The organism is Pseudomonas sp. B37(2017) (genome assembly GCF_002112885.1).
GTDB lineage: Bacteria > Pseudomonadota > Gammaproteobacteria > Pseudomonadales > Pseudomonadaceae > Aquipseudomonas > Aquipseudomonas paraglycinae.
Genome location: NZ_NEIX01000002.1, coordinates 187918 through 210310, shown reverse-complemented (window position 1 = coordinate 210310; position 22393 = coordinate 187918). Strand labels below are relative to the sequence as shown.

Below are 22393 nucleotides of genomic sequence, written 5' to 3'. Positions count from 1 at the left end.
GAACGTAAGTATATTCCTTAGCAAGCTACTTATCCACCCGGTAACCCTTTTTTACCCTTCCACACTTCTTGTGCGCTTTTCGCGCGCCTGACCCGAGGATCTTCATGCAATTCAAGCCAGCTGTTACCGCTCTGGTCACTGCCGTCGCCCTGGCATCGCTGCTCAGCGGATGTAAAAAGGAAGAGGCGGCTCCCGCCGCACCACCTCCTCAGGTCGGCGTCGTCACCCTGCAACCACAAGCCTTTACCCTGACTTCCGAACTGCCGGGCCGCACCAGTGCGTTCCGCATCGCCGAAGTTCGTCCGCAGGTCAACGGCATCATTCTCAAGCGTCTGTTCAAGGAAGGCGGCGATGTCAAAGCCGGCCAGCAGCTGTATCAGATCGATCCGTCGGTCTATGAAGCGACCCTGAAAAGCGCCGAAGCCAACCTGCGTTCGACCAAGTCGATCTCCGACCGCTACAAGCAACTGGTCGACGAGCAGGCCGTCAGCCGCCAGGAATACGACACCGCCGTGGCCAACCGCCTGCAATCGGAAGCGTCGTTGCAGACCGCACAGATCAACGTGCGCTACACCAAGGTCTACGCACCGATCTCCGGTCGTATCGGCCGTTCTTCGGTAACCGAAGGCGCGCTGGTCAGCAGCGGCCAGACCGATGCGATGGCCGTGATCCAGCAACTGGACCCGATCTACGTCGACGTCACCCAGTCCTCGGTCGAGTTGCTGGAACTGCGCCGCGAACTGGAAAGCGGCCGCCTGCAAAAGGCCGGCGACAATGCCGCTGCGGTCAAGCTGACCCTGGAAGACGGCAGCCAGTACAAGCTCGACGGTAAGCTGGAATTCTCCGAAGTGTCGGTCGATCAGACCACCGGTTCCGTGACCCTGCGCGCCGTGTTCCCGAACCCGGATCACACCCTGCTGCCGGGCATGTTCGTCCACGCGCAGTTGCAGGCCGGTGTGAACAGCGCCGCGATCCTCGCGCCGCAACAAGGCGTGACTCGCGACCTCAAAGGCACCCCGACCGCGCTGGTTGTGGGCCCGGACAACAAGGTCGAACTGCGTCAGCTCAAGGCCAGCCGCACCGTCGGCAGCCAGTGGCTGATCGAAGACGGCCTGAAGGCTGGTGATCGTCTGATCACCGAAGGGCTGCAATTCGTCAAACCGGGTGTTGAGGTCAAAGCGACCGAAGCCACCAACGTCGGCAACAAGAACCCGGCCCCCGCTCAGGCAGCTGACAAAGCCGCCGGCGGCAAAGGGGAGTAATCCATGTCAAAATTTTTCATCGACCGTCCGATTTTCGCCTGGGTAATTGCCCTGGTGATCATGCTGGTCGGGGCACTTTCGATCCTGAAACTGCCGATCAACCAGTACCCGAGCATTGCGCCACCGGCCATTGCCATCTCCGTGACCTACCCGGGTGCTTCGGCACAGACGGTTCAGGACACCGTGGTGCAAGTGATCGAGCAGCAGCTCAACGGTATCGACAACCTGCGTTATGTGTCCTCGGAAAGTAACTCCGACGGCAGCATGACCATCACCGCGACCTTCGAGCAAGGCACCAACTCCGACACCGCGCAGGTCCAGGTCCAGAACAAGCTGAACCTGGCCACCCCGCTGCTGCCGCAGGAAGTGCAGCAACAGGGTATCCGCGTGACCAAGGCAGTGAAGAACTTCCTGCTGGTGATCGGTGTGGTGTCGCGTGACGGCAGCATGACCAAGGACGACCTGTCCAACTACATCGTGTCGAACATGCAGGACCCGATCTCGCGGACCGCCGGTGTCGGTGACTTCCAGGTCTTCGGTGCCCAGTACGCAATGCGTATCTGGCTCGACCCGGCCAAGTTGAACAACTTCAACCTGACCCCGGTCGACGTGAAAACCGCGATTGCGGCGCAGAACGTCCAGGTGTCGTCCGGTCAGCTCGGCGGCTTGCCTGCCGTGCAGGGCCAGCAACTGAACGCCACGATCATCGGCAAGACCCGTCTGCAGACCGCCGAGCAGTTCAAAGAGATTCTGCTCAAGGTCAACAAGGACGGCTCGCAGGTTCGCTTGAAAGACGTCGCCGACGTCGGCCTGGGTGGCGAGAACTATGCGATCAGCGCCCAGTTCAACGGCAGCCCGGCTTCCGGTCTGGCGGTGAAACTGGCCAACGGTGCCAACGCTCTCGACACCGCCAAGGCACTGCGCAAGACGATTGACGACCTCAAGCCGTTCTTCCCGCAAGGCATGGAAGTGGTGTTCCCGTACGACACCACCCCGGTGGTGACCGAGTCGATCAAAGGCGTGGTTCACACCTTGGTCGAAGCGATTGCGCTGGTGTTCCTGGTGATGTTCCTGTTCCTGCAGAACTTCCGCGCTACCGTCATCACCACGATGACCGTGCCGGTGGTACTGCTCGGTACGTTCGGCATCCTCGCGGCGGCCGGTTTCAGCATCAACACCCTGACCATGTTCGGCATGGTACTGGCCATCGGCTTGCTGGTGGACGACGCCATCGTCGTGGTGGAAAACGTCGAGCGGGTGATGAGCGAAGAAGGCTTGTCACCGAAGGAAGCGACCAAGAAATCCATGGGCCAGATCCAGGGCGCTCTGGTCGGTATCGCCCTCGTTCTGTCGGCGGTATTGCTGCCGATGGCGTTCTTCAGCGGCTCCACCGGTGTGATCTACAAGCAGTTCTCGATCACCATCGTGTCGGCCATGGCCTTGTCGGTACTGGTCGCGCTGATCTTCACCCCGGCGCTGTGCGCCACCATGCTCAAGGCGATTCCGCACGGTGAGCACGGCGCGCCGAAAAAAGGTTTCTTCGGCTGGTTCAACCGCAACTTCGACCGTGGCGTCAACAGCTACGAGCGCGGTGTCGGCAACATGCTGTCGCGCAAGGCGCCGTACCTGCTGGCCTACCTGCTGATCGTGGTCGGCATGATCTGGCTGTTCACCCGCATTCCGACCGCGTTCCTGCCGGAAGAAGACCAGGGCGTTCTGTTTGCCCAGGTGCAGACGCCAGCCGGTTCCAGTGCCCAGCGCACTCAGGTGGTGGTGGATGAAATGCGTGAATTCCTGCTGCGTCCGACCAAGGACGGCGGTGAAGGCGACGCAGTAGCCTCGGTGTTCACCGTGACCGGCTTCAACTTCGCCGGCCGTGGCCAGAGCTCGGGTATGGCGTTCATCATGCTCAAGCCGTGGGACGAACGTAACGCCGACAACAGCGTGTTCAAACTCGCCGCCCGCGCCCAGCAGCACTTCTTCAGCTTCCGCGATGCGATGGTGTTCGCTTTCGCTCCGCCGGCCGTACTGGAGCTGGGTAACGCCACCGGTTTCGACGTGTTCCTGCAGGACCGCGCCGGTATCGGTCACGAGAAGTTGATGGCCGCACGCAACCAGTTCCTCGGCATGGCCGCGCAGAGCAAGGTGCTCACGCAGGTCCGTCCGAACGGTCTGAACGACGAGCCGCAATTCCAGCTGGAAATCGATGACGAGAAGGCCAGTGCCCTGGGCATTACCATCGCCGACATCAACAACACCCTGTCGATTGCGCTGGGCAGTAGCTACGTCAACGACTTCATCGACCGTGGTCGAGTGAAGAAGGTGTACGTGCAGGGCCGGCCAGACTCGCGCATGAGCCCGGAAGACCTGAAGAAGTGGTACGTGCGTAACGCGACCGGCACCATGGTTCCGTTCTCCGCATTCGCCAAGGGCGAGTGGATCTACGGTTCGCCGAAGCTGGCGCGTTACAACGGCGTTGAAGCGGTCGAGATCCTCGGTGCCCCGGCTCCGGGCTACTCCACCGGTGAAGCGATGGCCGAAGTCGAGGCGATTGCCAAGAAACTGCCGGCCGGCGTGGGTATCTCGTGGACCGGTCTGTCGTACGAAGAACGACTGTCCGGCTCGCAGGCTCCGGCGCTGTACGCCCTGTCGCTGCTGATGGTGTTCCTGTGTCTGGCGGCGCTGTATGAAAGCTGGTCGATTCCGATCGCGGTCATGCTCGTGGTGCCACTGGGGATCATCGGTGCACTGATGGCCACCAGCCTGCGCGGTCTGTCGAACGACGTGTACTTCCAGGTGGGTCTGTTGACGACCATTGGTCTGGCGGCTAAAAACGCCATTCTGATCGTCGAGTTCGCCAAGGAATTGCACGAGCAGGGACGCAGTCTGCGCGATGCGGCCATTGAAGCCTGCCGCATGCGTCTGCGACCGATCATCATGACGTCGCTGGCCTTCGTCCTCGGTGTTGTACCGTTGGCTATCTCCACCGGCGCCGGCTCGGGCAGTCAACACGCGATCGGTACCGGCGTGATTGGCGGTATGCTCACCGCAACGATCCTGGCGATTTTCTGGGTTCCACTGTTCTTCGTCACTGTGTCGTCCATGGGTCAGCGCAAAAACGCCGGCAAGGATGACACCATAGAAACTCCTAAAGAGGCTGGCCAATGAGCAAGTCGCTACTCTCCATCGCAGTCGCCGCCTTCGTGCTGAGCGGTTGCTCGCTGATACCGGATTATCAGCAGCCGGAAGCACCGGTGGCGGGCCAATACCCGCAGGGTCCGGCGTACTCGCCGGCCCAGGCACCGGCGCAGGCCGCTGCCGAACAGGGCTGGAAGCAGTTTTTCCATGACCCTGCCCTGCAGCAGCTGATCCAGGTTGCCCTGGAAAACAACCGCGACCTGCGTGTCGCGGCGCTGAACATCGACGCCTACGCGGCTCAATACCGCATCCAGCGTGCCGACCTGTTCCCGGCCGTGTCGGCCAATGCCAGCGGCAGCCGTCAGCGGGTTCCGGCCCGTGCGTCGCAGACCGGTGAGTCGAGCATCACCAGCTCGTACTCCGCCACCGTCGGCATCAGCGCCTACGAACTCGACCTGTTCGGTCGGGTTCGCAGCCTGAGCGAACAAGCGCTGCAACAATACTTCGCCACCGAAGAAGCGCGCCGCAGCACCCAGATCAGCCTGGTGGCCAGCGTGGCCAACGCCTACCTGACCTGGCAGGCCGACAAGGAACTGCTCAAGCTGACTCAGGACACCCTCGGTGCTTTCGAGGAAAGCTACAAGCTGACCAGCCGCAGCAACGAAGTCGGTGTGGCTTCGGCACTGGACCTGGCGCAGTCGCGTACCTCGGTTGAAAACGCCCGGGCACAACTGGCGCGTTACACCCGCCAGGTCGCCCAGGACGAAAACAGCCTGACCCTGCTGCTCGGCACCGGCATCCCGGCCAACCTGCAAGCGGCCAAGCCGCTGTCGGATGACCTGCTGGCCGATGTGCCGGCCGGTCTGCCGTCGGATCTGCTGCAACGTCGTCCGGACATCCTGCAGGCCGAGTACAACCTGAAGGCGGCCAACGCCAACATCGGCGCGGCCCGTGCAGCGTTCTTCCCGAGCATCAGCCTGACCGCCAACGCGGGCAGCCTGAGCCCGGACCTGTCCGGCCTGTTCAAGGGCGGTTCGGGCACGTGGCTGTTCCAGCCGCAGATCAACCTGCCGATCTTCAACGCCGGCAGCCTGCGCGCCAGCCTCGACTACGCCAAGATCCAGAAGGACATTGGCGTGGCGAACTACGAGAAGTCCATTCAAACGGCCTTCCAGGAAGTCGCCGACGGCCTGGCCGCCCGCCAGACCTACACCGAGCAGTTGCAGGCCCAGCGTGATTTCGTCGCCGCCAACCAAGATTACTACCGCCTGGCCGAGCGTCGCTACCGCATCGGCGTCGACAGCAACCTGACCTTCCTCGATGCCCAGCGTCAGCTGTTCAGCGCGCAACAATCGCTGATCACCGACCGCCTCGCGCAGCTGACCAGTGCGGTCAACCTGTACAAGGCCCTGGGCGGTGGCTGGAATGCGCAGACCGCGCAGAACGAGCCGCTCAAGGAAGAAGCGCCGAAGATGAAGTTGTTCTGATCATCCGCTGAACACAAGAAGCCCGCCGATTGGCGGGCTTTTTGTTGCCTGCCAATCTTGCGTTCGATAATCGCCCGAATTCCACTTTCGCCGATTGAATCGCCTCGCCCGCGCCCCGCACCATTCGAGCCACAAAACCAATAACAACAGGTTCGACACCATGCTCCCGCGCCCTGCTCCATCCGGCTGATCGCCGCCGCTCGCCCCCTGATCCCATTGAATTCCTGCGCCCCAGAAACGGCTGCAGCGCCCCCGTTCGCCCAAAAAAACAAGAGAGACCCGAGCCCATGACAACGTCCCCTGCGCCCTACGCACTTCCCGGCCTGATCGCCCTCGCCCTGGCCGGCGTCGCGCTGCCCGCTGCGGCTGAAGAAGCCGGTTTCATCGAAGGGGCCAAGGTCAACCTGAACCTGCGCAACTTCTACATCAACCGCAACTTCACCAACCCGACCAAGGCTCAGGGCAAGGCTGAAGAATGGACGCAGAACTTCATCCTCGACGCCAAATCCGGTTTCACCCAGGGCACCGTCGGGTTTGGCATGGATGTGCTGGGGTTGTACTCGGTGAAACTCGATGGCGGCAAAGGCACCGGCGGCACCCAGGCGTTGCCGCTGGATCATGACGGGCGTCCGGCGGACACCTTCGGCCGCACCAACGTAGCGTTCAAGGCCAAGCTGTCGCAGACCGAAGTGAAGGTCGGCGAGTGGATGCCGGTGCTGCCGATCCTGCGTTCGGACGACGGTCGCTCGCTGCCGCAGACCTTTCGCGGCGGCCAGATCACCTCGAAGGAAATCGACGGCCTGACCCTCTACGGCGGCCAGTTCCGCGCCAACAGCCCCCGTGACGACAGCAGCATGAGCGACATGTCGATGTTCGGCAAAGCGGCGTTCACCTCGGACCGCTTCAACTTCCAGGGCGGCGAATACGTGTTCAACGACAAGCGCACCCAGATCGGCCTGTGGAACGCCGAACTCAAGGACATCTACAGCCAGCAGTACGTCAACCTGATCCACAGCCAGCCGCTCGGCGACTGGACCCTCGGCGCCAACCTCGGTTTCTTCTACGGCAAGGACGACGGCAGTGCTCGCGCCGGCGACCTCGACAACAAGACCTGGTCGGGGATGTTCTCCGCGCGATACGGCGGCAACACCTTCTACGTCGGCCTGCAAAAACTCACCGGCGACAGCGCCTGGATGCGGGTCAACGGCACCAGCGGCGGAACGCTCGCCAACGACAGCTACAACTCAAGCTACGACAACGCGCAGGAACGTTCCTGGCAACTGCGCCACGACTACAACTTCGCCGCCCTCGGCGTGCCCGGCCTGACCCTGATGAACCGCTACATCAGCGGCGACAACGTGCACACCGGGACCATCACCGACGGCAAGGAATGGGGCCGCGAATCGGAACTGGGCTACACCGTGCAAAGTGGCGCACTCAAGGACCTGAACGTCAGATGGCGCAACTCGACCATGCGTCGTGACTTCAGCAACAACGAGTTCGACGAAAACCGCCTGATCGTCAGCTATCCGATCAGCCTGCTCTAGGGCGCTGCACCATCCGTCAGGATTAATGGCACGGCGCCAGCCGACGCGTAGAGTGGATCCACCTGAAGGACTCAGGTGCTCCACCCTCTTCGCTTCCGTTATCTGTGGATGTCGGTCCCCAGGACTTGGCCAGGTTGTCATCGGAAGACCCTGCTGATCACCGGAGGACGACCTCATGATCACCCGACTCAACCCCGCTCCCGTCGACAAAGACTGGGATGCCAGGGCGTACGAGCAGTTTTCCCGTCTCAGGCAACAACCGGTCGATGAATTGCTCGGCCGCGTCGAGCTGGACAATCCTCAACGCATTTATGACCTCGGTTGCGGCACCGGGATTGCCACGAAGGTTCTGGCCGATCGCTGGCCGCAGGCAAATCTCAAAGGCATCGACAGTTCGAAAGACATGCTTCAGGTCGCCCGTTGTCTGCCGATCAAGGCGCGCTGGCAACACGCCGAACTGCGGCACTGGAAACCCCGCAAGCCAGCCGACCTGTTGTTCGCCGCGGCCGTGCTGCATTTCATCGATGACCATCGAACGCTATTGCCGGGATTGCTTCGCCACCTCAACCCCGGTGGCTGCCTGGCCGCACACATGCCGGACTGGCGCGATGCGCTGTGGTACCGGCTGATGCTCGACACCCTCGACGATGCCGGACCCTGCGGTCGCCCCATCGGCACTGCGCAGTTGCGCCAGCGCATGGCCGCGCGCCCGTTGTTGTCGCTGGAGGATTACTACCGATTGCTCGCGCCGCTGACCCGGTCGCTGGATATCTGGGAAACAGAGCAATTGCAGGTGGTCGACGGCAAGTCGCCGGTTTATGACTGGGTGAAGGTGTCGGCGCTGCGGCCGGTAATGCAGGGACTGACGTCAGAGGAACAGGCGCGCTTCATTTACCACTACCTGATGCGGGTGCACGCGCATTATCCGCAGGAGGAAAACGGGCACACATTGTTTGCGTTCAAGCGGATTTTCATTGTCGCCAAGGTTTGAATCGGCGCGGCAAATACCGCCATCGCTAGCAGGCTAGCTCCCACAATGGACCGCATTTCACTGTGGGAGCTAGCCTGCTAGCGATGGCGTCCGCTCAGTCGCCGTCAATCCCGGGATTCGACACCCAGCTCATCCCACACCGATTCGGCCAGATGAAAGGTCGCATTGGCTGCCGGAATCCCGCAGTAGATCGCGCTCTGCATGATCACTTCCTTGATCTCGCCGCGGCTCACGCCATTGTTGGCCGCCGCCCGCAGGTGCAACTTGAGCTCACCCTCGCGGTTCATGCCGATCAGCATGGCGATAGTGATCAGGCTGCGTGTGTGGCGTGGCAGGCCCGGGCGGGTCCAGATGTCGCCCCAGGCGTGACGGGTGATCATCTCCTGGAATTCCGAGTTGAACTCGGTCAGCGTGGTCAGGCTGCGATCGACGTGAGCGTCGCCGAGCACCGCGCGGCGCACTTGCATGCCGTCGTCGTAACGTTGTTTCTCGTCCACGGAAATCCCCTCAATCGGCCAGCAAAAAGGTCAGCACGCGGTCGCTGAACGCGTCGCCGGCCTGAACGTTGGAAAGGTGCGCCGCATAGAACTCGGCGTACTCGGCGCCGCGCACATGCTCCTGAATGAAATGCCCGCCGGACGGTGGCGTCACCGCATCTTCGGTACCGGCGATCACCAGCAGCGGCGCCTTGATCGACGACAACTGCTCACGGAAATCCGCATCGCGCACCGCCCCGCAGTTGGCGGCGTAACCTTCAGGATTGGTCGCGGCCAGCATGTCGGTGATCTGCTTGGCTGCGGCCGGATTGGCGGCGGAAAAGTCCGGGGTAAACCAGCGGGCAATCGATGCATCGCGCAACGCGACCATCGCCGCCGGGCCGTCGCGCAGCACGGTTTCGATGCGCGGATTCCACACCGACGGATCGCCGATTTTCGCCGCCGTGTTGCAGACGATCAGTTTGTTCAACCGCTGGCCGGCGTTGATCCCCAGCCACTGGCCGATCAACCCGCCCATCGACAGACCGCAGAAATGCGCGCGTTCAATGTGCAGCGCATCCAGCAGCGCCAGCACGTCGCGACCCAGTTGCTCGATGCTGTAAGGGCCCGGCGTCACCAGCGACTGGCCGTGCCCGCGCGTATCAAAGCGCAGCACCCGAAAATGTTCGGTGAAGGCCGGCATCTGCACGTCCCACATGTGCAGGTCGGTGCCCAGCGAGTTCGACAGCACCAGCACCGGCGCATCGACCGGGCCTTCCAATGTGTAATGCAGTTCGCCATCGGCGAGTTGAACGAAAGCCACAGCCCTCTCCTTTCAGTCAGACAATGCGTTGTGTTCGGCCACCGCACGCTCGACCCAGACCTGCGCCTGACCGAGGTAATGGGCGGGATCGAGCAGATGATCCAGTTCGGTTGCGCTCAGTTCGGCGGTCACCTGCGGTTCGTCACCGAGGACCGCACGCAGGTGGCGCTGTTCGGCCACCGCTCGCTTGCAGCATTGTTCGAGCAGATGATGCGCGGTGTCGCGGCCGACCCGTTGTGCGAGCACGATGCTCACTGCTTCGGCCAGCACCAGACCTTGAGTCAGTTCCAGGTTGCGGGCCATGCGCGCGGCATCGACCTCCAGACCGTCGGCCAGCAGCCGCGCCTGTTGCAGCGCGCCCGACACCAGGCAGCAGATCTCCGGCAGGGTTTCCCATTCGGCGTGCCACAAACCGAGGCTGCGTTCATGTTCCTGGGGCATGGCGCTGAACAGCGTCGAGACCAGCCCCGGCACGCGGGTCGCCGCGCCGATCAACACCGCCGCGCCCACCGGATTGCGCTTGTGCGGCATGGTCGAGGAACCGCCCTTGCCCGGCGCCGACGGTTCGAACACTTCCGCCGCTTCGGTCTGCATCAACAGGCTGATGTCGCGGCCGAATTTGCCGAGGCTGCCGGCGATCAGACCGAGCACCGCGCCGAATTCAACGATGCGATCACGCTGGGTGTGCCACGGTTGTTCCGGCAGGGTCAGTTGCAGTTCTTCGGCCAGTGCATGGGCGATCGGCAATGCCTGTTCGCCGAGCGCCGCGAGGGTGCCGGACGCACCGCCGAATTGCAGCACCAGCAGTCGCGGCTTGAGCTCGCGCAGACGCTGACGACTGCGAGTCACGGCACCGAGCCAACCGGCGATCTTCATGCCAAGGGTCACCGGCGTCGCGTGTTGCAGCCAGGTGCGCCCGGCCAGCGGCGTCGCAGCGTGGCGCTGCGCCTGACTGGCGAGGGAGTCGGCCAGTTGCGCCAGCTCCCCTTCAATCAACGCCAGCGCCTGACGCAATTGCAGCACCAGCCCGGAATCCATCACGTCCTGGCTGGTGGCGCCCAGATGCACATAACGCTCGGCCTCGGCATCAGTCGCGGCGATCTGTTTGCCCAACGCCTTGACCAGCGGAATCGCCGAATTGCCGGCCGTGGCAATCGCCTCGCCCAATGCTGCGAAATCGAACAGCCCGGCGCGGCAGGCGTTTTCGATCGACGCCACAGCACCCGCCGGAATCAACCCGACCCGCGCTTCGGCCCGGGCCAGCGCCGCTTCGAAGTCGAGCATCGCCTGCACCCGGCCCTGATCGCAGAACACGTCGCGCATATCGCGGGCAGTAAAGTAGGCATCGAACAATTGATTGCCCGGTCGCTGAGTCATAAACAGTCCTTGCCGGCGCGGGCCGGTGTGGCCCGCGCGCATCGGTTTAAAGGTCGTGGTGCAAATACTTCGCTTCTTTGGGCAGGCGCAGGCTGAACAGGAACGCCACGGCCATCATGATCGTGACATACCAGTAGAACGCGTTTTCCATGCCGCCGGCCTTCAGGCTCAGGGCCACGTACTCTGCCGAACCGCCGAAGATCGCGTTGGCCACCGCATACGCCAGACCAACGCCGAGGGCGCGGACTTCCGGCGGGAACATCTCGGCTTTCACCAGACCGCTGATCGAGGTGTAGAAACTGACGATCGCCAGCGCCACGGTAATCAGCACAAAGGCCAGGAACGGGCTGCCGACACTTTTCAGGCTGAGCAGGATCGGCACTGTGAACAGCGTGCCGAGGCCGCCGAACCAGAGCATCGAGTTACGCCGGCCGATCTTGTCGGCGAGCATGCCGAACAGCGGCTGCATGCACATGTACAGGAACAGCGCGCCGGTCATGATGTAGCTGGCGGTCTTGGCGTGCATGCCGGCGGTGTTCACCAGGTACTTCTGCATATACGTGGTGAAGGTGTAGAAAATCAGCGAGCCGCCGGCGGTGTAGCCGAGCACGGTGATGAACGCAGCCTTGTGGTCGCGGAACAGTGCGCGGATGCTGCCGGCGTCCTTGTTCTCGCGCATTTCCTTGCTGGTGGTTTCTTTCAGCGAACGGCGCAGGAACAGCGAAATCAGCGCGGCGGCCGCACCGACCACGAACGGAATCCGCCAGCCGTAGGCACGCAATTCTTCTTCGGTGAGGAACTGTTGCAGGATCACCACCAGCAGCACCGCCAGCAGTTGCCCGCCGATCAGGGTCACGTACTGGAACGAGGCGAAGAAACCGCGCTGGCCCTTGAGCGCGACTTCGCTCATGTAGGTCGCGGTGGTGCCGTACTCACCGCCCACCGACAGGCCTTGCAACAGACGCGCGAACAACAGCAGCAGCGGCGCCCAGACGCCGATGTCCTTGTAGGTCGGCAGACAGGCGATCAGCAACGAGCCGAAGCACATCATCAGGATCGAGATCAGCATCGAGTTCTTGCGCCCGTGCTTGTCCGCCACCCGGCCGAAAATCCAGCCGCCGATCGGTCGCATCAGGAACCCGGCGGCGAAAACGCCTGCCGTGTTGACCAGCTGCACCGTGGGGTTGTCGGAGGGGAAGAACGCCGGGGCGAAATAGATCGCGCAGAAGGCGTAGACGTAGAAGTCGAACCATTCGACGAGGTTGCCGGACGACGCGCCGACAATGGCGAAGATGCGCTTGCTGCGCTCTTCACCGGTGTAATGGGAGGTGAGGGTTGTCATTGTTTTTCACTCGATAGGGACAGTGAGAGTCTAGACACACTTTGCAACAGTCCCGTTCCACATTGGATCAGCAACACGGACCTCAGATCGTTCCCACGCTCTGCGTGGGAATGCATACCGTGACGCTCCGCGTCACAGTGGACGCAGAGCGTCCATGGCGGCATTCCCACGCGGAGCGTGGGAACGATCACTACTCTGCGCGGGAACGATCGGTGTTCTTTCAATAATCGAAGAACACGGTTTCCGCATCAGTGCCCTGCAGAATCACATTCCACTGATAAACCCCCGCTGCATCCGGCTTCGCCAGCAACGTGGTGCGGCGCTCGGCCGGTACGCATTCGAGCAGCGGGTCATCGACGTTCGCCGGATCGCCCTCGAAATAAATCCGCGTCAGCAAGTGCTTCACCAACCCGCGCGCGAACACCAGCACCACCAGGTGCGGCGCCTGGGTCGAGCCTTTCAGGCCTTCGACCGTGCCCGGCTTGATGGTGGTGAAACGGAAGCGCCCTTCGGCATCCACCGGCACCCGGCCGAAACCTTCGAAATTCGGATCGAGCGGTTTGGCCTGCTCGTCTTCCGGATGATCGTATTTGCCGGCGGCGTTGGCCTGCCAGACTTCGAGCATGGCGTCGTTGACGACATCGCCGTTGCCATCCACCACTTGCCCGCTGATCGCCACGCGCTGGCCGAGGGTCAGTTCGTTGGCGAGGTTTTCACGGTTCAGCCAGGTCAGGCCGATGTGGTAATACGGCCCGACAGTGTGGGACGTGGTCGCAGTCAGGGTCATCTCATTTCTCCATCGGCGTGGCTTCGCGGCCGCGCAGCACGATGTCCCAGCGATAAGCGAGGGCGTAGGACGGAATGGTTTTTTCCAGATCGAAAGCGGCGATCAGGCGTTCCTTGGCCGAGGTGTCCGGCACGCAGTTGTAGATCGGGTCGTACGGCAGCAGCGGGTCGCCCGGGAAATACATCTGCGTGACCAGGCGCGTCAGGATGCTCGGCCCGAACAGCGAAAAATGCACATGCGCCGGGCGCCAGGCGTTGTGGTGGTTGCCCCACGGATAGGCGCCGGGCTTGATGGTCTGGAACTGATACCAGCCATCGGCGTCGGTCACGGTGCGGCCGGTGCCGGTGAAGTTCGGGTCCAGCGGTGCGTCATGCAGGTCGCGAGCGTGGTTGTAGCGACCGGCGGCGTTGGCCTGCCAGATCTCCACCAGAATCCCCGGCACCGGCAGACCGTCTTCGTCGAGCACACGCCCGTGAATGATGATCCGCTCGCCGAGCGGTTCACCCTGATGCTGGGCGGTCAGATCGTTATCGGTGTCGGCCACACGCTCGGCGCCGATGGTCGGGCCGGTGATTTCCGACAGCGAATGCGGCAGAAACACCAACGGCTTGGACGGCGAGCGCAGATTGGTGGATTGATAGGTCGGGTGCAGGTACGGCGGCTGGGTGCCTTCCTGCGGGCGGCGGTAGCCAGGCTTGTCAGTCATTTCGCTTTCCTCTGTTCTTGTTCGTCACGGCTTGCGTCAGACGCGTTCGATGGCCAGGGCCAGACCCTGGCCGACACCGACGCACATGGTCGCCAGACCTTTCTTGCCACCGGTCTTTTCCAGCTGATGCAGCGCAGTCAGCACCAGCCGCGCGCCGCTCATGCCCAACGGGTGACCGAGGGCAATCGCGCCGCCGTTCGGGTTGACCTGGGCTGCGTCGTCCGCCAGCCCCAGCTCGCGCAGCACCGCCAGACCCTGGCTTGCAAACGCCTCGTTGAGTTCGATCACATCGAAATCGCTGACCGCCACGCCGAGGCGTTCGGTGAGTTTGCGCACCGCCGGCACCGGGCCGATGCCCATCACCCGTGGCGCGACCCCGGCGCTGGCCATGCCCAGCACTTTGGCGCGGGCGGTCAGACCGTGTTTTTTCACTGCTTCGGCCGAAGCCAGAATCAGCGCGGCGGCACCGTCGTTGACGCCCGAAGCGTTGCCGGCGGTGACGGTCTTGTCAGGGCCGTTGACCGGTTTCAATTTGGTCAGGGCTTCAAGCGTGGTGTCGGCGCGAGGGTGTTCGTCCTGGCTGACCACGGTTTCACCCTTCTTGTGGGCGATCCGCACTTCGACGATTTCCTCGGCGAAGTAGCCGGCAGCCTGGGCAGCGGCAGTACGTTGCTGACTGCGCAGGGCGAAAGTGTCCTGATCCTCACGGGAAATTTCGTAATCGTCGGCGACGTTGTCGGCGGTCTGCGGCATCGCGTCGACGCCGTACTGGGCCTTCATCAACGGGTTGATGAAACGCCAGCCGATGGTGGTGTCTTCCAGTTTCATGTTGCGCGAAAACGCCGCGTCGGCCTTGCCCATCACGAACGGCGCGCGGGACATCGACTCGACGCCGCCGGCAATCGCCAGCTCCATTTCGCCGCTGGCGATGGCGCGGAACGCCGTGCCGATGGCGTCCATGCCCGACGCGCAAAGGCGATTGAGGGTGACGCCCGGAACGCTGTCCGGCAGACCGGCCAGCAACAGCGCCATGCGCGCGACGTTGCGGTTGTCTTCGCCGGCCTGGTTGGCGCAGCCGAGGAATACTTCGTCGATGGCGTTCCAGTCCACCGACGGATTGCGCTCCATCAGGGCCTTGATCGGCACAGCGGCCAGATCGTCAGCGCGAACAGCAGCCAGACCGCCACCGAAACGGCCGATGGGGGTACGAATCGCATCGCAGATATAAACGTCGCGCATCATGCTTCTCCCGGTGCCTGACCGTGGGCCGCTGCAGTACGGGCTTCGAGATCGCGCAGGGCGGTCAGCTCGACTTCAGTCGGTTCGGCGGTAGTGGCCACGCTGTCGGCAAAACGGATCGCCCAACCGGTGGCGGCAACCACTTGCTCGCGGGTCACGCCCGGGTGCAGCGCGGTGACCACGAATTCATGGGTGCCCTCTTCCGGCTCCATGATGCACAGGTCGGTGATGATCCCGACCGGGCCGGCGCCCGGCAAGCCCAGACGTTTGCGCGAGTCGCCGCCCTCGCCATGTCCGACCGAAGTAATGAAATCGAGCTTGTCGACAAACGAACGTGCCGACTGTTTAAGGATGATCAGCACGCTTTTAGCGGAGCCGGCAATTTCCGGCGCGCCACCGGCACCGGGCAGGCGTACTTTCGGCTGGTGATAGTCGCCGACCACGGTGGTGTTGATGTTGCCGAAACGGTCGACCTGGGCTGCGCCAAGGAAACCGACGTCGATGCGTCCGCCCTGCAACCAGTAGCGAAAAATTTCACCGGTCGGCACGACAGTGTCAGCGGTTTCCGCCAGTTCGCCATCACCGATCGACAGTGGCAACACGCTGGGTTTGGCGCCGATAGGGCCGGATTCGTAGATCAGCACCACGTCCGGCGACGAGGTCAGGCGCGCCAGGTTGGCGGCTTTCGACGGCAGGCCGATGCCGACGAAGCACACCGAGCCGTTCTTCAGGCGACGGGCCGCCGCAACGGTCATCATTTCATTGGTGGTGTAAGTCATTACTTGGCCTCCGAAGCAGCGGCCAACTTGGCCTGGAACTCGCTGAAGTCAGCGCAGCCATGGATGTATTCGTTGATCCACGCGGTAAACGTCTCACGGTCGCGGGCGATCGGATCCCACGCCTGATAGAAACGGTTGTCACGCTCGGTGTAACCGTGGGCGTAGGACGGATGCGCGCCACCGGGTACATGGCAGACCGCGCTCAAGGCCCAGGTCGGCAGCACGCAGGCGTTCATCGGGGCGTTGAGGTTGTCGACGATTTCTTCGACTGTGACGATGCAACGCTTGGCGGCCAGTGCGGCTTCTTTCTGCACACCGAGGATGCCCCACAGCAGCACGTTGCCCTGACGGTCGGCCTTCTGGGCGTGGATCACGGTCACGTCCGGACGCACCGACGGCACCGCCGCCAGCACTTCACCGGTGAACGGGCACGTTACGGATTTGATCAGCGGGTTGACCTTCGGCAGGTCGGAACCGGCGTAGGCCCGCAGTACCGCGAACGGTAGGCCGGAGGCGCCGGCGACGTAGGCATTGGCCAGGTCGGCGTGGCTGTGTTCTTCGATTTCCAGCGCATGCGGCCATTGCTTCTCGACCGCGTCGCGCAGACGGTGCAGCGAACCCACGCCAGGGTTGCCGCCCCAGGAGAAGATCAGCTTGCGTGCACAGCCGGCGCCGATCAGTTGGTCGTAGATCAGGTCAGGCGTCATCCGCACCAGAGTCAGATCTTTCTTGCCCTGACGAATGATTTCATGACCCGCCGCCGTAGGGATCAGGTGAGTGAAGCCTTCGAGCGCGACGGTGTCGCCGTCGTTGACGAATTGCTTCACCGCGTCGTGCAGCGAAAGGATCTCAGCCATGGAGCGGGCTCCTGTTTTTGTAATGAATCGCCAGTGATAAAAAGGCGCGAGGTTCTGCGCCGGAGTCACTGAAGATTAAGCCGCTGATTTTCGCCAAACAATCCGATAATCGACTGAGTGTTCGTTTATCGAACAGATTGTTATCTGCCTAATGATCACTCCCGCACCGCGTGCGGGAGTGAAGGAAGTGGATATCACGTCGCGTCCGCGTGACTGACCAGGCCCTTGATCACTACCGCTGCGGTAGCCAGGCCCGCCGGAATCACCAGCGCCGTAAGCACCTGTTCGAAATTCCAGCCCAGGCCCAGCAAGGTCGCGCCCATCCACGCCCCGAGAATCGCGCCGAACCGGCCGATCCCGAGCATCCACGACACACCGGTCGCCCGACCCTGCGTCGGATAAAACCGCGCCGCCAGCGACGGCATCGCCGATTGCGCGCCGTTGACGCACATGCCCGCCACCAGCACCAGCGTTGCCAGCAGCGTGATGTCGCCCAGGCTCTGCCCCACGGCGTAGGCAAACACCCCGGCCAGCAGGTAGAAAATGCCGATCACCTTGTGCGGATTGAACCGGTCCATCGCCCAGCCTACGCCCACCGCGCTCAACACCCCACCGAACTGGAACAGCGCGCCGATGAACGCCGCCTGCTCCATGCTCGCGCCACTGTCGCGCATCAGGGTCGGCAGCCAGCTGGTCAGCAGGTAAACGATCACCAGGCCCATGAAGTAGGTCAGCCACAGCAGCAACGTGCCGACGCTGTAGGTGCCGGAGAAAATCACCGCGAACACATTGCGCGCTTTGACGGTTTTCTGTTCCGGCACGCTGAAACTCGCGGCCTGAGCGACGGTGGACGGGTCAATGGGCGCGAGGGTCTTGCGCACTTTGTCGGTGCCGCGATTGCGCACCACCAGATAACGCGCCGATTCCGGCAGCCAGAGCAGCAACACCACGGTGAGGATCAGCGGCAGGATCCCGCCGATCAGCAGCAGGCTGTGCCAGCCGAATGCCGGGATCAGCTTGGCCGAGATGAATCCGCCGCCGGCCATGCCGAGGTTGAAGCCACAGAACATGCTGGTCACCAGAAGCGATTTTTTGCGCTCCGGGGTGTATTCCGACAGCAGCGTGGTGGCGTTCGGCATGCCGGCGCCCAGGCCCAGACCGGTAAGGAAACGCAGCACCAGCAGTTGATCGACATTGGTGGCGTAGGCCGAAGCCAGGCTGAAAGCACCGAACAGAAAAACCGCGCCGACCAGTACGACTTTTCGCCCGAAGCGGTCAGCCAATGGCCCGGAGCCCAGCGCGCCAAAGACCATGCCGATCAGCGCGGCGCTCATCACCGGGCCAAGGCTGGCGCGGTCGATGCCCCAGTCCTGGGACAGGGCCGGCGCGATAAAACCCATGGCCGCGGTGTCGAGGCCATCGAGGAACACAATCAGGAAACACAGAATCACCACTCGCCATTGATAGCGCGAGATCGGTTGGGCATTGATGAAGGACTGCACGTCGAGGCAGTGACCCACAGCGGACTGAGGCTGGTTCATTATTTTTATTCCACGCAAGAAAACGCAGTCGAACGGCGGCCGGCCAGAGAGCGGCACGGTCACAACTATATAAGGAAGGAATCTGGCGTTGCGCTAATACCGGCAACAGGAACGGGAGCGGCGACAGTCGGGGAACGTGCGCATGGGAAGTTGCCTCTTGTCATTATTATGGGAGTCGACAATCCGGCGGGCTCATTCACATTCGCGCCGGATGACGCTGCCGCGACATTAATGATCCGGGGGTTTTAGCGTCAATTCGATAAACGCAACTCTGTGCGTTTATCGAACACCTTCATCAGGCAAACAATTGCGCGCTGAGGTCGCGACTGGCGCTCAACAGGCCCGGCAGAAAGCGCTGCTCCAGCTCGGTACGACTGACGCGACCGGCGTGGGTGCTGACATTGAGCGCGGCCACCACCTGGCCGGAAGCGTCGTAGACCGGCACGGCAATCGAACGCAGGCCCTGCTCCAGTTCCTGATCGACGATGCACCAGCCCTGCTGCCGCACTTCCTGCAGGCATTCGAGCAAGGCGTCGGGGGTGTGAATCGTGCGGCTGGTCTTGGCGACCAGTTCGGCGTGGTCGAGGTATTCGCGCAGCGAGGTGTCGTCCAGCGCCGCCAGCAGGATCCGTCCCATGGACGTGCAGTACGCCGGCAAACGCCCGCCCACCGAGAGGTCCACCGAAATCAGACGCTGAGTGGTGGCCGAACGGGCGATGTAGAGAATGTCGTCGCCTTCCAGCGTGGCCATGTTGCAGGCCTCGTGCAGTTGCTCGCTCATGCGGTCGAGGTACGGCTGGGCCGAGACCGCCAGCGGCGTCGAAGACAGATAGGCGTGACCGAGAGTCAGCACTTTGGGCAAAAGCGAATAAGTGCGCCCGTCGGTGGTGGCATAACCGAGTTTGATCAGTGTGTGCAGGCAACGGCGCACGGCGGCGCGGGGAATTTCCGTGCGGTGGCTGATCTGGGCGATGGTCAGGTGGCGCTTGCGCTCCTGAAACGCCTGCACCACCGCCAAGCCACGGGCCAGGGAGGTCATGAAATCCGGATCACCGGTCAGGGCCTGGATACGCTTGGCCGGCGAAGCGACGATCGGCGGCGCTACCGAGGTGAAGGAATTGCGCATTTGATCGTTCATGTCAGGTCCTTTTTTTCTTGTTCGGATCAACGGCTATACAAGCGGCTCGCCGGCGGATACACAAGCGACAGACCGCCAACACCGGGCGATTATCGAACCGTCGACCGATAATCGCAATCGCCCTCGCCTCCTCGGCCGGGCTGTGCAGGCCGGATTTGAACTTGGAACGCCGGTGCGGTTTAAGCGCCTTAGTTGTTCGACTAAATGGCGCCAGAAACCAAACACTGCGCAACAACGATGCAACTATTGATGAAAGTTGCACGTCACAAAACAATCACACATCCGGAACCGTTTTTAACTTGGCAAAGATAGTCAATCCCGATTCGGCCGCTATAATGCACCTCAGTGACACCGCGCTTTTATTTGCCGACGGTGCCACCCGCTGGCGCGATGTCCATCGCCGCCGGCCCCGGCCAGCGCCTGATGCTCATTACTCACGCACCGCCAGCGCGCTCGCTGAAACAGGAAACTGATGCTGCGTCAGTTTTAATCTGGTGCCGTAGCCGCCTGCAACATGGAAGTCCTGACCGTCTTCCCGACAACACCGCTGCCTGTCCGGGCGAGCGCTTGTTGGTGAACCGGTTAAATGATTCGTTGCAGTGCGTTCACCAGACATTTATCTCAACTCATACAGGTAGCACTGTGACGAAAGACGAACTGCGCGCGGAACTTGAGCGCCAGGAACAACGTTACAAGGAAGTTTACGGCGGGGAAGTCACCACCTACGCCGCCCAGCCCGAACCAGAACGCAAAGCCTGGCGTAAACGCCCTACCGTTCAGGATCAGGTCTTCCAGCAAGAACTGAAAAAAATGGAAGAGGAACTCAAAGCCGAAGAGCCGTGATGCCTTCCTTTGAGACTTTCGAGGGTAAGCGTACTCACCGGGTTACAAGCACGGTGGACTGACGATGCCTTGCGCGCCCGCTACCCGCGGGCAGCGGCCAACTCCCCTGTATTGCACAGGTCTGGAGCATGTCAGACGCGTTTCTCAGATATTTCATACAAGTTTCAGCCCCCTCCCGACAACCGGCCAATCCGCCGGCGCATCGCATTTTTCTCAATTGAATCAACACCTTGCAAAACCCTGTAAAAAGCTTGGGTAATGCACCTTGATACAAATTAATTTGGCGAAGACGCTTACCGATGAGCAGGTAGGGGATCGATTTCCAGTCTTTTCTGGCATAATCGCGCCCCCTTATGACCGGGTCAGAAAACCTTCATGATCGATTTATTCAGCGGACTGGATGCCTGGGTGCTTGTGAGCCTCCTGCTCGCCCTGACATTTGTCCTCGCCTTCGAGTTCATCAATGGATTTCATGACACCGCTAACGCGGTAGCCACTGTTATCTACACCAAAGCGATGCCGCCTCACCTGGCGGTGTTCTTCTCGGGCGTGTTCAACTTCCTCGGCGTACTGCTGGGCGGCGTTGGCGTGGCGTATGCCATCGTGCACCTGCTGCCGGTAGAACTGTTGATCAACGTAAACACCGGCCATGGTCTGGCAATGGTGTTCTCGCTGCTCGCCGCCGCGATCGCCTGGAACCTGGGCACCTGGTACTTCGGTATCCCGGCCTCCAGCTCGCACACGCTGATCGGTTCGATCCTCGGTGTCGGCCTGGCCAACGCCCTGATCAACGAAATTCCACTGGCCGACGGCGTCAACTGGCAGAAAGCGATCGATATCGGCGCCTCGCTGGTGTTCTCGCCGATGGCCGGATTCCTGATCGCCGCGCTGGTGCTGATCGGCCTGAAGTGGTGGCGCCCGCTGTCGAAGATGCACAAGACGCCGGAACAGCGCCGCAAGATCGACGACAAGAAGCACCCACCGTTCTGGAACCGCCTGGTCCTGGTGATCTCGGCCATGGCCGTGAGCTTCGTGCACGGCTCCAACGACGGCCAGAAAGGTATCGGCCTGATCATGCTGGTACTGATCGGTATCGTGCCTGCGCAGTTCGTACTCGACCTGAACAGCACCACCTACCAGATCGAACGTACCCGCGACGCTACCCTGCACCTGAGCCAGTTCTACAAGCGCAACGCCGACACCCTGGGCGAATTCCTGGCCCTGGGCAAAAGCGTGGAAGGCGACCTGCCGGAGAAATTCCGTTGCAACCCGCAACAGACCGAACCGACCATCGCCGCCCTCCTCGACACCCTCAAAGGTGTAGCGGACTACCACTCGCTGTCCTCGGAAAGCCGCATCGAAGTGCGTCGCTACCTGCTCTGCCTGGACGACACCGCGAAGAAAGTCAGCAAACTGCCAGGCCTGGCACCGCGTGAAAAGGCTGACCTGGACAAACTGCGCAAAGACCTGACCACCACCACCGAATACGCCCCGTTCTGGGTAATTCTGGCGGTCGCACTGGCCCTGGGCCTGGGCACCATGGTTGGCTGGAAACGCGTGGTACTGACCATCGGTGAGAAGATCGGCAAACAAGGCATGACCTACTCGCAAGGCATGTCGGCCCAGATCACCACCGCCAGCCTGATCGGCATGGCCAACATCTTCAGCCTGCCGGTGTCCACCACCCACGTCCTCTCCTCGGGCGTTGCCGGCACCATGGTCGCCAACAAAAGCGGCCTGCAAGGCGGCACGGTGAAAACCATCCTGCTGGCCTGGGTCCTGACCCTGCCAGCCACCGTGGCCCTGTCGGCCGGCCTGTTCTGGCTGGCATCGAAAGCGCTGGGTAGCTGATAGACCGCTGAAATGAAAAAGGCGTGATTCGAAAGGATCACGCCTTTTTTGTTGCCTTCAGAAATGGGACGCGGAGCGTCCCGGGCTGCATTCCCACGCAGAGCGTGGGAACGATCAAGCTGTTAGCTTCCGCTTCCCACCACTCACCACGATGAGCGTTAGCTCGAGTACCGCTCTTGACGTGCCGGCCCCATCGGAAGGCTGAGTGG

18 protein-coding genes are annotated in these 22393 nt (G+C 62.1%); 7 read left to right on the top strand and 11 right to left on the bottom strand.

Annotation, left to right across the window (positions count from 1 at the left end; genetic code table 11):
- Positions 1-104: 104 nt before the first annotated feature.
- From emhA to CAF90_RS07465, 5 genes are all read left to right on the top strand, one after another.
- Entirely contained in the window at positions 105-1262 is a 1158-nt protein-coding gene (gene emhA / locus CAF90_RS07485) for an efflux RND transporter periplasmic adaptor subunit EmhA (RefSeq protein WP_007957848.1), read from the top strand.
- Between the two features lie 3 nt (positions 1263-1265).
- Positions 1266-4430: an efflux RND transporter permease subunit EmhB gene (gene emhB, locus CAF90_RS07480; protein ID WP_085605419.1), complete on the top strand. Its 3165-nt coding sequence runs from the start codon at positions 1266-1268 to the stop codon at positions 4428-4430.
- A complete protein-coding gene (emhC, locus tag CAF90_RS07475) occupies positions 4427-5887 on the top strand; it encodes an efflux RND transporter outer membrane subunit EmhC (RefSeq protein ID WP_085605417.1) in 1461 nt (486 codons plus the stop codon). The genes emhB and emhC overlap by 4 nt, the downstream gene beginning before the upstream one ends.
- A 287-nt stretch (positions 5888-6174) precedes the next feature.
- Positions 6175-7434: an OprD family porin gene (locus tag CAF90_RS07470; protein WP_085605415.1), complete on the top strand. Its 1260-nt coding sequence runs from the start codon at positions 6175-6177 to the stop codon at positions 7432-7434.
- Between the two features lie 175 nt (positions 7435-7609).
- Positions 7610-8425, top strand: a complete 816-nt coding sequence (locus CAF90_RS07465; protein WP_085605413.1) for a methyltransferase domain-containing protein — start codon at positions 7610-7612, stop codon at positions 8423-8425.
- Positions 8426-8529: 104 nt separating this feature from the next.
- Here the strand turns inward: CAF90_RS07465 and pcaC are convergent, their stop codons facing one another.
- The 11 genes from pcaC to pcaR form a co-directional block, all read right to left on the bottom strand.
- On the bottom strand, positions 8530-8922 hold the full coding sequence (pcaC, locus tag CAF90_RS07460) for a 4-carboxymuconolactone decarboxylase (protein WP_007957838.1): 393 nt from the start codon (positions 8920-8922) through the stop codon (positions 8530-8532).
- Between the two features lie 10 nt (positions 8923-8932).
- Positions 8933-9724 (bottom strand): 3-oxoadipate enol-lactonase, encoded by a 792-nt coding sequence (gene pcaD, locus CAF90_RS07455; protein WP_085605411.1) that lies wholly within the window; start codon positions 9722-9724, stop codon positions 8933-8935.
- A 12-nt stretch (positions 9725-9736) separates the two neighbouring features.
- Complete coding sequence (locus CAF90_RS07450) at positions 9737-11101, bottom strand: 3-carboxy-cis,cis-muconate cycloisomerase (RefSeq protein WP_085605409.1); 1365 nt, start codon at positions 11099-11101, stop codon at positions 9737-9739.
- A 46-nt stretch (positions 11102-11147) separates the two neighbouring features.
- On the bottom strand, positions 11148-12443 hold the full coding sequence (locus CAF90_RS07445) for an MFS family transporter (RefSeq protein WP_085605407.1): 1296 nt from the start codon (positions 12441-12443) through the stop codon (positions 11148-11150).
- A gap of 220 nt (positions 12444-12663) precedes the next feature.
- Entirely contained in the window at positions 12664-13230 is a 567-nt protein-coding gene (pcaG, locus tag CAF90_RS07435) for a protocatechuate 3,4-dioxygenase subunit alpha (protein ID WP_085605403.1), read from the bottom strand.
- 1 nt (position 13231) lies between these two features.
- Positions 13232-13936, bottom strand: a complete 705-nt coding sequence (gene pcaH / locus CAF90_RS07430) for a protocatechuate 3,4-dioxygenase subunit beta (protein ID WP_085605400.1) — start codon at positions 13934-13936, stop codon at positions 13232-13234.
- Positions 13937-13972: 36 nt separating this feature from the next.
- Positions 13973-15178, bottom strand: coding sequence for a 3-oxoadipyl-CoA thiolase (pcaF, locus tag CAF90_RS07425; protein WP_170929363.1), 1206 nt, complete (start codon positions 15176-15178; stop codon positions 13973-13975).
- Complete coding sequence (locus CAF90_RS07420; protein WP_007957829.1) at positions 15175-15954, bottom strand: CoA-transferase subunit beta; 780 nt, start codon at positions 15952-15954, stop codon at positions 15175-15177. Before CAF90_RS07420 ends, pcaF begins: the two co-directional genes overlap by 4 nt.
- The gene (locus tag CAF90_RS07415) at positions 15954-16811 is read right to left on the bottom strand and encodes a CoA transferase subunit A (RefSeq protein ID WP_003222404.1); all 858 of its coding nucleotides are present in this window, start codon (positions 16809-16811) and stop codon (positions 15954-15956) included. The genes CAF90_RS07420 and CAF90_RS07415 overlap by 1 nt, the downstream gene beginning before the upstream one ends.
- A gap of 194 nt (positions 16812-17005) precedes the next feature.
- Positions 17006-18352, bottom strand: a complete 1347-nt coding sequence (locus CAF90_RS07410) for an MFS transporter (RefSeq protein ID WP_085605396.1) — start codon at positions 18350-18352, stop codon at positions 17006-17008.
- Positions 18353-18647: 295 nt separating this feature from the next.
- The gene (gene pcaR / locus CAF90_RS07405; RefSeq protein WP_007917109.1) at positions 18648-19490 is read right to left on the bottom strand and encodes a pca regulon transcriptional regulator PcaR; all 843 of its coding nucleotides are present in this window, start codon (positions 19488-19490) and stop codon (positions 18648-18650) included.
- 642 nt (positions 19491-20132) lie between these two features.
- Between pcaR and CAF90_RS07400 the strand changes: the two genes are divergently transcribed.
- A complete protein-coding gene (locus CAF90_RS07400; RefSeq protein WP_007957826.1) occupies positions 20133-20333 on the top strand; it encodes a hypothetical protein in 201 nt (66 codons plus the stop codon).
- A 375-nt stretch (positions 20334-20708) separates the two neighbouring features.
- A complete protein-coding gene (locus tag CAF90_RS07395; RefSeq protein WP_007957824.1) occupies positions 20709-22184 on the top strand; it encodes an inorganic phosphate transporter in 1476 nt (491 codons plus the stop codon).
- The last annotated feature ends 209 nt before the right edge of the window (positions 22185-22393 follow it).

Excerpts from the sequence above, each read along its gene's own strand:
- emhA (WP_007957848.1), top strand. The coding sequence starts at position 105 with ATGCAATTCAAGCCAGCTGTTACCGCTCTGGTCACTGCCGTCGCCCTG.
- emhB (WP_085605419.1), top strand. The coding sequence starts at position 1,266 with ATGTCAAAATTTTTCATCGACCGTCCGATTTTCGCCTGGGTAATTGCC.
- emhC (WP_085605417.1), top strand. The coding sequence starts at position 4,427 with ATGAGCAAGTCGCTACTCTCCATCGCAGTCGCCGCCTTCGTGCTGAGC.
- CAF90_RS07470 (WP_085605415.1), top strand. The coding sequence starts at position 6,175 with ATGACAACGTCCCCTGCGCCCTACGCACTTCCCGGCCTGATCGCCCTC.
- CAF90_RS07465 (WP_085605413.1), top strand. The coding sequence starts at position 7,610 with ATGATCACCCGACTCAACCCCGCTCCCGTCGACAAAGACTGGGATGCC.
- CAF90_RS07450 (WP_085605409.1), bottom strand. The coding sequence starts at position 11,101 with ATGACTCAGCGACCGGGCAATCAATTGTTCGATGCCTACTTTACTGCC.
- CAF90_RS07445 (WP_085605407.1), bottom strand. The coding sequence starts at position 12,443 with ATGACAACCCTCACCTCCCATTACACCGGTGAAGAGCGCAGCAAGCGC.
- pcaG (WP_085605403.1), bottom strand. The coding sequence starts at position 13,230 with ATGACCCTGACTGCGACCACGTCCCACACTGTCGGGCCGTATTACCAC.
- pcaH (WP_085605400.1), bottom strand. The coding sequence starts at position 13,936 with ATGACTGACAAGCCTGGCTACCGCCGCCCGCAGGAAGGCACCCAGCCG.
- pcaF (WP_170929363.1), bottom strand. The coding sequence starts at position 15,178 with ATGATGCGCGACGTTTATATCTGCGATGCGATTCGTACCCCCATCGGC.
- CAF90_RS07420 (WP_007957829.1), bottom strand. The coding sequence starts at position 15,954 with ATGACTTACACCACCAATGAAATGATGACCGTTGCGGCGGCCCGTCGC.
- CAF90_RS07415 (WP_003222404.1), bottom strand. The coding sequence starts at position 16,811 with ATGGCTGAGATCCTTTCGCTGCACGACGCGGTGAAGCAATTCGTCAAC.
- CAF90_RS07410 (WP_085605396.1), bottom strand. The coding sequence starts at position 18,352 with ATGAACCAGCCTCAGTCCGCTGTGGGTCACTGCCTCGACGTGCAGTCC.
- pcaR (WP_007917109.1), bottom strand. The coding sequence starts at position 19,490 with ATGAACGATCAAATGCGCAATTCCTTCACCTCGGTAGCGCCGCCGATC.
- CAF90_RS07395 (WP_007957824.1), top strand. The coding sequence starts at position 20,709 with ATGATCGATTTATTCAGCGGACTGGATGCCTGGGTGCTTGTGAGCCTC.